Source organism: Sulfurovum sp. (genome assembly GCF_041562805.1).
Taxonomy (GTDB): Bacteria; Campylobacterota; Campylobacteria; order Campylobacterales; family Sulfurovaceae; genus Sulfurovum.
In genome coordinates, this window is the sequence record NZ_JBFFOH010000083.1 from 1 (window position 1) to 10,210 (window position 10,210).

Genomic DNA, 10,210 nt, shown 5'->3' on the forward strand with positions numbered 1-10,210 from the left:
ACGAACTTCGATCTCTTCTAAACTTGCATCCGATAACTGTTGTCCATAACGATTTTTTAATGCGATCATTGCTGTACCTAAACTCACTTCATCAAAGGTACCCAACATCTCCAGGCCATAATGCAACGCAGTACCAAATAATATAGCCTCATAGTCCTTTTCTTCTTCCAGATCAGGGGTTGAAGTCTCTTGTGTCCCATAATTTGACAGCACTATTGATTGACTTATTTGTTCTCGCTGAATGTTCAATTCTGAATGTTCAACATTTAATGCGCCAATGCACATTGTCTCCATTCCTATCTCATCAAAAACAGACTCTTTAGACTTTCGTATGACGATCAAACCTTCAACTGCACGTGTGAGTGCTACATACAGCACATTTTTACTGTCTTTCAATGCAGATCTTTTTCTCTTTTCCATGATCTGGGCATAGTCATCATCGAAGTTTTCTCTGCCTGCTGTACGGTAGAGTATCTTCTCTATGTATAGATTGTCATTATAATGGTAAACAAGTGCAGAAGTATCTGGTTTTTTACGTGTCAGTTTATCTAAGAGTATGACATATTCAAACTCCAGACCTTTTGACCCATGTACTGTCATGATCTTTGCACCGTGTATAGAATTGGATGCCACAGCGATGCTCGAACTCTTAAACTCTTCTACAAATGTCGGTATGTCAGAAAAGGCAGAAGAAAATTCCAAAAGTTTTAAAATGTTCAAATCGTCATCAAAATATCCAAACTCACGTACAAGTCTGTCTGTAACCTGCAAAGGAGACATGAAGGCAGAGAACCAAGAGAGATCTAACTCTTCTAAGGTTTTACCTACATTGAGCAGCATTGCCTGGGCATCTATCTTCTCTCCAAAGAACAGATATTCACACATCGCAACCAAGGCAGCTATCTTAGGCATATTTTTTAAAGAGGAAGAGGTTTTTAAAAGAGTGTGTATCCCTTCGTGTTCACAGGCTTCCTGTAAACTCTGTCCATCTTTGTTCGTGTGTACCAAAAAAGAGATCTCATCTACAGGAACACCCAGATCTAAAAGTTTTTTGGCTTGTATAACTGCTTCAGTTATGAGCTCTTCAGACTCTAACACTTCCACATACCCTTCAGCTGCTCCAACCTTGCTCTTTTGCGCTGTGTAACCCTCCATAGTTTCTTCAAACCAACGGTTGACCTGTTCCACCACATTTTTAGAACTTCTGTAGTTCGTATCCATAGGTAGTATATCTACTCCATAATTTTCTGCCACTTTGTCAAACAACTCTTCTACCCCACCACGAAAACGGTAGAGTGACTGTTTGGTATCTCCCACATAAAAAAAGCTCTTAAATTCACTCTGACCATGTCCTGAAAAGATCTCATCAATAAGAGGTTTAAGTAACAAGAACTGCAAGGTAGAAGTATCTTGAAATTCATCAAGCAGTATATGTTTGAATTTAGCATCTATTTTAAAGTACAGGAACTCTTTACTCATGCTCTCATGTAAAAGCCTGTAGGTAAAATAGGTCAGATCATCAAATGTAAGGACACCTGAACTCTTGGCATTTGTAATGACAGCATTTTTATAATAATCATAGATATTAAATAGGTTTTGTAACACTATGGACTCTTTAGCCTGTGCCCATTTTGCCAACTCTGATTTCAAAGAAGCATAAAGCCCCTCTATCTCATCATTGGCTACTTTTTTAAACCAGCTGTGTTCTCCTAAAGTCTCTTTTTCAAAAAGTCCTTTAACAAAGAGTTCCTTGATACTCTTCGTTTCAAACTGACCCATACAACGTGCAGCAGCACCTGCCTCTGTAAGCGCCTTTATCATTTTCAGACGTAAAACCTCGCACATCTCTTCTTGTTTTGCTACATGAATGCAAGTCTCTTTTTGATCGGGTAAGAGTGGATCCACTTTATAGAAGTTCTGCATCAGATCAAAGATCTTCCCAAAACGTTTATCTTCGATATCCATCGCAAGTTTTACGAGGTTAGAAAGTAACCCGTTTACCTGTACCTCATCTAAAAAGTGCTTTTCCAGTTCATCTTCACCCTGCTCTTTTGTGACGAAATCCGGTTCAAGCCCCAACTCCAAAGAAGCAGCGCGCAAGATACCGGAAAAAAAGCTGTCAAGTGTCACGATATAAGAACTGGAAGCTAAAAAATGAGCCAATACTTCGGGCTGTTTAGCAAACAAAACGTCTTTACTGAACCCTGTTTGAACAACGATAGCATCTAGAAATGCTTCATTCTCCCCCAGGTTCCGTAAGGAGTCCACCACCCTCTGACGCATCTCTGCTGCTGCTTTATTTGTAAAAGTAGCAGCAAGTATGCTGTTAGGAGATTCTCCCATAAAGAGCAGTGATATATAACGGACTGAGAGTGCAAAGGTCTTCCCGCTTCCTGCTGAAGCTGAATAAGCCAGATAAGGTTTAAAACTCATAAGTACTCTCCTCTTCCGCACATTAACGTAAACTCACACCACTTACATTTTTGCAGATCTTCACATTTCTCAGCCACAAAACTCTTGGTTTGCTTCAATGTAACTATATGCTCCTCCAAAAGTGCATTTCTCTCTTCAATCAATGTCACTTCCTGCATCTTTCCTCCATCGAGTATCTTTAAAAAAGCCAAAGAGATATTTTGGTATTTACCAGCCAACAGTTGCATGTAGATACTCATCTGAAAATCTGTGATCTTATCTGGGTTAAGTTTTTTGGGTTCTTTATCCACATTTCCGCTTTTATAATCCAACACCAAAGTATCTGTAGTATTTTGATCTATACGGTCTATGCGTCCTTTAAAGTTCAATCCGCCTATCTGGGTGCTGAACTCTTTTTCTCTGTGTATCACTTTCCACTCTGCCTGAAAGTGTGCCGTTTGTGTCTCTATATACCCTTTTAGCTTCTCTTTCCAAAGCAGTTTTCTATAAGCAGTTTTAGCCTCATCAAAAGGGAGAAGTAAGTCTATTTGTTTATGTATGGCTAATTCTAATTCATGACTTGAAGTATACTGGTCATTTTTCTCATGTATGCGTTCAAGCACAGTATGCAAAAAGGAACCCTCATTGAGTTCATCATCTTCTTTTGCCTGTATTTTCTGTATGTAACGGTAATAGTATTTTCTCTTACATTCCAAATAGGTCTTTAGTCGTGAAGCTGACCAAGTGATCTCCTGTGCATTGAAGTTCTCTACAAGCGGATCGTTTTCAACTTTAAGTTGTGACGGTTGTGCATAGAGCAGGTCAAATTGCGCTTGAGTCTGTTCTGCTTTGGATAGACCTAATTCATAAAGGAACTTTGAGGGTAGTTTATTGTCTGAAGTACTATACAGTATGACTGACTCTGAAGCTTGTTCAAGTAAGCGTTTGTAATACTGCTTTTGTAACGCTTCTCTGTCATTTTTTGTTGGCAGGTTTGCAAAAGCCCTTACTGATGAATTCAGGAACTGATCTTTACTGGAAGTCGCGGGTACTACCCCTTCATTAAAATCTACGATGACAACACCTTCAAAATGCACACCTCTGGTCTCAAGCACTCCCATGACAGTGATTTTTCCACCACGTACATCATCCATTGTTACTTTTGAAAGTGCTTTAAGCCATAAAAAGAGCCACTCTTTCAATCCCAGTTCTTCTGCTTCTAGCACTTTAATGAAGTGTAGATATTTCTCATACACCCGCTCATTGAACTTTTCTTTTTTCTCTCCTTCTTTCTCTCCCTCTTGCAAAGGGCTTTCATGTAATCCCAATCCATCAATACAGGTAAAAAAACTACCCACATTCATTTTCTTTGTTGCAGATATGGTTTCTATCTCTTCTACATTAAACCCATAACGCTCAAGGAGTCTTTTACTCTCTTTATCAAAACTTTGCCAGTATCCGTAAAGTGCCTCTAACGATTTATAGATACGTCCATTACTATAGTCATACCCCATCGCAAAATTCAGGTTATTGTATCTGTCAAAAAGTGTGAAGTGTTCTTTAAAGTTCTCATCTGGGAGTATCAGTACGATCTCTTCAGGTTTCAATCCAGAGCCAACCATCTCTTCTATCTTTGCAAATGCTACAGCGATCTGTTCTTCTCTCTCTTCTACAGCATAGACCTTAGCATGAATGACACTCACATTCTTATGCATACTCAAGACTTTTTTATCTGTCATTGAAAAACGAATGTGTTGGTCATTTTCCAATACAATGCCTAACGACTCAAAACGCTCTTGCATTTTTTTGTTGAACTTGGAAGTTGTATAGTGTATGATCAAGGATACTTTGTTTGATATCTTTTCAAGTAAAGCCAGTTCAAAATGACTTAAGTACCCTTCAAGATGTACTTCTACCCTCTCATAGGCTTGTAAAAACCCCTTATTAAGCATGTAACTATTGGGAATAAAAGCCTTGTCTGTATAGCCTTTCTCCTCTAAAAGTGTTTGGTAGTTCTCCAAAAGTATCTCAAGTATCTCCAAGTGTGTACCAAACTCTGCATAGGCATCAGCCTCAGCCAAAGTTGAAAAATCTATCTGTTCTGCTGCCAACTCTTCAAAAAATTTAAACAGCGCATCACTCTTAGTAAAGAATCTCACTAAAGAAAGGTCAAGATTTAAATCTTCAAATGCTTCAAACGCTGCAGCTTTACGTAGGAGCAGTATACGTTGCAGAGGGTCGATCTGTATTTTATTTTCAAGCAGTATAGCACGCTGTTCAAACTCATCCATACGCATGAGTGCAGGTAACAGACCTTCTTGTTCTTTATGTTCAGAACTTACCGTTCTTAATGCTCGTGAAGTTGGATAAATATGGAGTTGATTCATGCTGAGTAGTATAGCATAGAGTAGAAGATAAAAAAGAAAGATCTGTCAATATGACAGATAATGAACATGACAAGGCCTGGCCTTGCCAAAAAGGTTTACATTTTATGGTTTAAGATAAGCAGATACTTCCGAGTAACCTATGGCATCACCCACCACAGCTCTCAGTTGAAGTGTATATCTTCCTGCATTAGTTATATTCACATCTGTGACCTGATATTTCCCATCTGCATAAGGAAGATCTGTAAAAAATTTATCTTCTTTTCTGCTATGAGGCTGTGTCAGTAAAAATGTTACATTTGCATCCGATACTTTTGTACCGTTTTTTGCAGTTACTTCATATGCAAATGTATTCATCCCTTGTGAGAGTTTCACAGGGTTGAGCTGCACACGATTACTGTTTATATTGTCTGTCATAACCATTGTTTCCACATCTAGTAAGGTAATACTATATGCTTTATCAAATGCTATTTTTTTCTCCATGATCTGATTGATATTTATATCAGCCATTTGGTATTTGAGCATGAATTGATTTGACTCCTGTACTGGCATAGACGAAGCTGACTTTACGGTCCAGTAACTTAGAGTAAGACCTATGGTAAGAAAACCAAGTATCATATGCGGCCAATATGTTTTTTCGTTATTTTTTGCCATTTTTTATCCTCATATATATTGGTCTAATTGCAAACATCCAGAGTACTAATATTGAACCGATGTAAATTAAAACCTTTAGCCCCCAAACCATATAGCGGGTATCATTGGATATCGTCTTTGTCAGTTCTATCCCTTTTGATTCGGCGATATCATCTGCAAGTTCTGAATATGCCTGTATCACACCGATATTGTGTTTATCTTCATCAGTATTTTTATCTTTCGTAGACACGATGTCAACTGCTGCATCTCTCACAGCATTATAGTCATATAAACTGCGAAGATCATCAGACGAAGGGATCAAACCGACTCTTCCCTTCATTTCTATCTCTTCAGTGATCGATGCCTGTGGTGCAAATATAAATAATATGTAAGGCTTGCTCATGCGCTCCTCATACTTCTTACTATACTCTACCAAATTGAACCCTACAGGAAAATGTTCATTGGTGGCTATTACATATCCATTGATACCCGTTTTGGAAAAAAGTTCATCTCCCATCTCATTTATGAGTTGTGAAGCTTCAAGTTTTAAAATGTCATCTTTGAGTATATGTGTAGCGTTTAGAAGAAGTGGGAGAGCCAAAGCAAGCAAGGTTGCCCTTACTTTTGCTTTGAACATATTTTTATCCTACAAATAAAAGGTTGCCACTGAATGACAAATACACTGCAGCTATTGCTGAGAATACCATACATGCTATAAGTACTTTATCCATATATTTAATCATTATTTATCCTTTTTCGCGTCTATAAATGCAAATTGTTTATTATCTACAGAAATCATTTTGATATTATTTATATCTCTGATAGCTGATGGATCATAAGGATTTACCGCTGATTGTCTTTGTGCAACAATAGTCAGTAACATCAAAGTGATAAGAATCACAAGTAACCCTACGATCGATATCAAGATCCCTGCTATCCCATTAAGTCCAAATACGCTTCGTTTTGTATTTTCTGCCATATTAAACTCCTTAGTTTGACAATGACTGAACATATACAGTCAAAGCTTTCTCTTGCACTGGCGTAATAAGTGTTTTAAATGATGGCATTTTACCGATCACACCTTTTTTACCATGCTGTAATGTATTACTCATCAATGTAGCATCATAAGTTACAAGGCTTGGTGACATACCGTTGTTACCTTGACCATCTGCTCCATGACATGAACTACATGCTGCAAATGCTGCAGGTTGTTCACCTTTCATACCGCCAGCTACATATGCAGCGATCTCTTCAGCTTGCTCACCCTGAGCCATACCAGCAGGCATTGCACCCATAGCATAACCTAATTGGCTTGAACCATTGTTGATCGCATCTAATACCTGGTCTTTAGTCATTCTAGCTGTAAAGTCTTGTGCTTTACCAGATAGACCATCCCCTGTACTACCATGACACTGAGCACACTGTACCAAATAGATAGATTCACCCATTTCTTGAAGTGTTGCAGCATCTGCATTTTTGTGTGTTTCTTCAAATTTTGCATTGTATCTTAGTACTTCTTCATTATACTCACCGATCTGGCTGTAGGCATTCACAGGGTAACCTATCAAACCATACCACATAGACCAAATAAAAAGTGCTAAAAATGAATATGCCCAACCTGAAGGTAGTTCATTCTTATACTCACCGATACCATCCCAATTTTCATCTGCAAGTTCACCACTCGCTGTATCAGTTTTCATCTGATTGATATATTTAACCGCAACCCCTGCCGTAATCGTAGCAATTGCAATAGCACCACCCATTGTTATGGCAGTCATATCATCAGCTAAAACATCCATACCAAAGTTCATTATCACTGCAATAGTTGCTATGATCAATAGTGCTGCAAATGCCAACGCTTTTATCATTAATGCATTCATTTATTATCCTCCTTGTATTCTCTTTGTGAAGCGGGCTTATCTTCTACAGGTGTACTTGTGATCTCATCATCAAGTGCAATGTTCCCGTATTTTTCATAATCACGCTCACCTTTTTTTTCACTCCTGTACAGGTGTACAATATACCCATACAACATCACTACCAAAAAAATGGTCATAAAGAAACTGGCATAGCCTTGTAGATCCCTAATGTCCATCTTATTCTCGCTATTTCAAACTGTTAAGGTAAGCAATAAGTGCTACGATTTCAGGTACTTGACCATTCGCAACTGCTTCTTTAACATCTTTGTTTTTCATATCATCAGCAATAGCTTTTGCATCTGCAAGAACTTTTGGTCTGTGTGCATCCCATGCAGCTCTTGTTCTTTTGAACTCAGGCCCATATGGAGTATGGAATGCATTTTTAACTGTTACCGCTTCTGCATAAGCAGTTTCGATGTCAGCCAAGTTTGTAAACTGATGTTTATATGCCGGCATAATAGAACCTGGCACAATTGCAGAAGGATTCAACATGTGATTTTCATGCCAATCAGTCGTTCTATAGTTTCCGATACGGTGTAAGTCCGGACCTGTTCTTTTAGAACCCCAATGGAATGGTCTGTCATAGGCATACTCACCTGAAAGTGAATAATCACCATAACGGTCTGTTTCAGACTTAAACGGACGAATAAGCTGTGAATGACAAGACATACAGTTATCTTTAATATAGATCTTTTTACCTGCAAGCTCTAGAACAGTACGAGGTGTAAGATCCACTACTGGTCTTGCTGCCTTCGCAAAGTTTGGAACTATTTCGATAAGTCCTGCAAATGCGATGACAAGTGAAATTGCCGAAGCAAAGAAGAATGGATTTTTTTCTAACCAATGAAAAAACATAATAAACTACCTCCTTATGCCATAGGTGTTCTAAACTGTGGTTCTTCTGTTAATACTTTTGAAGAAGTCATAGTTTTGATCATATTGTAAGCGAACATTATGAAACCTGTAAGGTACATAACACCAGCAACTGTTCTAATTACATAATAAGGATGGAGTACATTGACTGTATCGATGAAGCTATACATCAAGTTACCATACTCATCTACTGCTCTCCACATCATACCCTGTGTGATACCTGCGATCCACATAGATGTAAAGTAAAGAACAACGGCTGTCGTTTGAAGCCAAAATTGTGTTTCCATAAGTTTTCTAGAGTAAACCTCTTTCTTAAACATACGTGGAGCCATATGGAACAATGAAGCCATTACCATAAATACAACCCAACCAAGTACACCATCATGAACGTGTCCAGGGATCCAGTCTGTAAAGTGCGCAATTGCATTTACTGATTTGATCGCTTGAATAGGTCCTTCAATTGTTGACAACATGTAGAAAGTTGATGCAAGTACCATAAATTTGATCAATGGATTGTCTGTTAACTGATTCCACTCACCTTTCATCGTAAGGAGCATATTGATCGCTGAACCCCATGATGGCAAAATAAGTACTACAGAGAACGCAGAACCCATTGTTTGCATCCAGTCTGGAACTGTTGACCATAATAGGTGGTGTGAACCAGCCCAAAGGTAAACGAACATCAATCCCCAGAAAGAAAGTAAAGAAAGCTTATATGAATAGATCGCTTGTCCAGACTCTTTTGGAAGGAAGTAGTAGATCATACCAACGATAGGTACAGTAAATCCAAATGCAACTGCATTATGTCCGTACCACCATTGTACAAGTGCATCATTTGTCCCTGCATACATAGATACTGAATTTGTCCAAGTACCAAGTCCTTCAGTTGCAAAGTAAGTAGGAATTGCCATGTTGTTGAACAGGTACAACATAGCAATACCAAGGAAACATGCTAGATAGTACCACACAGAGATATAAAGAGCTTTTTCTCTTCTGATCCCTATAAGTCCCATCATAGATAGCCCCCATAAAACCCAGATAACAACGATAACTAGATCTATAAACCATTCAAATTGTGCATATTCTTTACCGCTTGAAATACCTAATAAAAGTGTAATTGTTGCAAGTAAAGCCCCTACAAAATAAAGCCAAAAATGTATCGTACTGATAACCATTAAAAACTTTGATTCTGCCATAGATACTTTTAGTACCCTTTGACCTATATAATACCATGTAGCAAAAATTGCACTTACTGTAAACCCAAATACCACTACATTTGTATGAATTGGTCTTAGTCTTGAGAACGTCCCATATTCACCTAGTAGATAGTTCAATTCAGGAAATGCCATTTGTGCGGCAATGATTGTACCGACTACCATACCTAAAAATCCAAACAAAATTGTTGTATATGTGAACAATTTTGCTATTGAATAATCATATTCTAATGCTGCGTTTGATTGCATGCATACCCCCTTGTATAAATTCTATGCTGTAAATTAATTACAACATTCAATAATTATTATAATCTTATTTGATTATTATTGCACTTAAATATTTCTTTAATGGATTCATTTGATTAAAAAGGTGATACCTGACGTATATAAGGAGGGTATGAAGTGTTCAAAAGAGTGTTTTTATCCTATTTATTCTATCAAATTTATTGATTTTTTTAGGAGTATTTTACTCCTAAATATACTCTTTCGAGAAAGAGTAGGATATTAGTTAAACCAACTTTTGATAGTAGCCCAGATCCCGGTTTCTATACCTTTGTCTTCATTATCTAAATCAGTAAATCTATCACATCCGGCTTTCAACCCGGCATCACATCCTTTTTTGTAAAACGCTTTCTCTTTTTCTCTGCTTTTCTCAACACCGAAACCGCCACGATAAATGATTGCGACGTTAAAACATGCATCACCACTTTTTAATTCACATGCCTGTTCGTAGTATTCTCTTGACTTTACGTCATCTGCTTTTACATCATTCCCA

At 37.9% G+C, this 10,210-nt stretch carries 10 protein-coding genes; all 10 read right to left on the bottom strand.

Translation table 11 applies throughout. From position 1 onward, the window contains the following. A partial coding sequence (locus ABYK33_RS09965) for a RecB-like helicase (protein WP_373033024.1) occupies positions 1–2,433 on the bottom strand: 2,433 nt, incomplete at its 3' end. Next, positions 2,430–4,799: a PD-(D/E)XK nuclease family protein gene (locus tag ABYK33_RS09970; RefSeq protein ID WP_373033026.1), complete on the bottom strand. Its 2,370-nt coding sequence runs from the start codon at positions 4,797–4,799 to the stop codon at positions 2,430–2,432. The genes ABYK33_RS09970 and ABYK33_RS09965, both read right to left, overlap by 4 nt. 102 nt (positions 4,800–4,901) lie before the next feature. Then, entirely contained in the window at positions 4,902–5,450 is a 549-nt protein-coding gene (locus ABYK33_RS09975; protein WP_373033028.1) for a FixH family protein, read from the bottom strand. Then, positions 5,437–6,066, bottom strand: a complete 630-nt coding sequence (locus ABYK33_RS09980) for a hypothetical protein (RefSeq protein ID WP_373033029.1) — start codon at positions 6,064–6,066, stop codon at positions 5,437–5,439. Before ABYK33_RS09980 ends, ABYK33_RS09975 begins: the two co-directional genes overlap by 14 nt. 105 nt (positions 6,067–6,171) lie before the next feature. Further along, positions 6,172–6,408: a DUF4006 family protein gene (locus ABYK33_RS09985; RefSeq protein ID WP_373033030.1), complete on the bottom strand. Its 237-nt coding sequence runs from the start codon at positions 6,406–6,408 to the stop codon at positions 6,172–6,174. Between the two features lie 10 nt (positions 6,409–6,418). Further along, positions 6,419–7,309, bottom strand: coding sequence for a c-type cytochrome (locus tag ABYK33_RS09990; RefSeq protein ID WP_373033031.1), 891 nt, complete (start codon positions 7,307–7,309; stop codon positions 6,419–6,421). After that, positions 7,306–7,524, bottom strand: a complete 219-nt coding sequence (locus ABYK33_RS09995) for a cytochrome c oxidase, cbb3-type, CcoQ subunit (RefSeq protein ID WP_373033032.1) — start codon at positions 7,522–7,524, stop codon at positions 7,306–7,308. The genes ABYK33_RS09990 and ABYK33_RS09995 overlap by 4 nt, the downstream gene beginning before the upstream one ends. Before the next feature lie 10 nt (positions 7,525–7,534). Continuing rightward, positions 7,535–8,203, bottom strand: a complete 669-nt coding sequence (gene ccoO / locus ABYK33_RS10000) for a cytochrome-c oxidase, cbb3-type subunit II (protein WP_373033033.1) — start codon at positions 8,201–8,203, stop codon at positions 7,535–7,537. Positions 8,204–8,217: 14 nt separating this feature from the next. Beyond that, positions 8,218–9,684, bottom strand: coding sequence for a cytochrome-c oxidase, cbb3-type subunit I (ccoN, locus tag ABYK33_RS10005; protein ID WP_373033034.1), 1,467 nt, complete (start codon positions 9,682–9,684; stop codon positions 8,218–8,220). Between the two features lie 255 nt (positions 9,685–9,939). Next, on the bottom strand, positions 9,940–10,210 hold a 271-nt coding region (locus ABYK33_RS10010), incomplete at its 5' end, for a tetratricopeptide repeat protein (RefSeq protein WP_373033035.1).

What these genes read in the sequence shown, in the direction of transcription:
- ABYK33_RS09970 (WP_373033026.1), bottom strand. Translation starts at nt 4,799, where the DNA reads ATGAATCAACTCCATATTTATCCAACTTCACGAGCATTAAGAACGGTA.
- ABYK33_RS09975 (WP_373033028.1), bottom strand. Translation starts at nt 5,450, where the DNA reads ATGGCAAAAAATAACGAAAAAACATATTGGCCGCATATGATACTTGGT.
- ABYK33_RS09980 (WP_373033029.1), bottom strand. Translation starts at nt 6,066, where the DNA reads ATGTTCAAAGCAAAAGTAAGGGCAACCTTGCTTGCTTTGGCTCTCCCA.
- ABYK33_RS09985 (WP_373033030.1), bottom strand. Translation starts at nt 6,408, where the DNA reads ATGGCAGAAAATACAAAACGAAGCGTATTTGGACTTAATGGGATAGCA.
- ABYK33_RS09990 (WP_373033031.1), bottom strand. Translation starts at nt 7,309, where the DNA reads ATGAATGCATTAATGATAAAAGCGTTGGCATTTGCAGCACTATTGATC.
- ABYK33_RS09995 (WP_373033032.1), bottom strand. Translation starts at nt 7,524, where the DNA reads ATGGACATTAGGGATCTACAAGGCTATGCCAGTTTCTTTATGACCATT.
- ccoO (WP_373033033.1), bottom strand. Translation starts at nt 8,203, where the DNA reads ATGTTTTTTCATTGGTTAGAAAAAAATCCATTCTTCTTTGCTTCGGCA.
- ccoN (WP_373033034.1), bottom strand. Translation starts at nt 9,684, where the DNA reads ATGCAATCAAACGCAGCATTAGAATATGATTATTCAATAGCAAAATTG.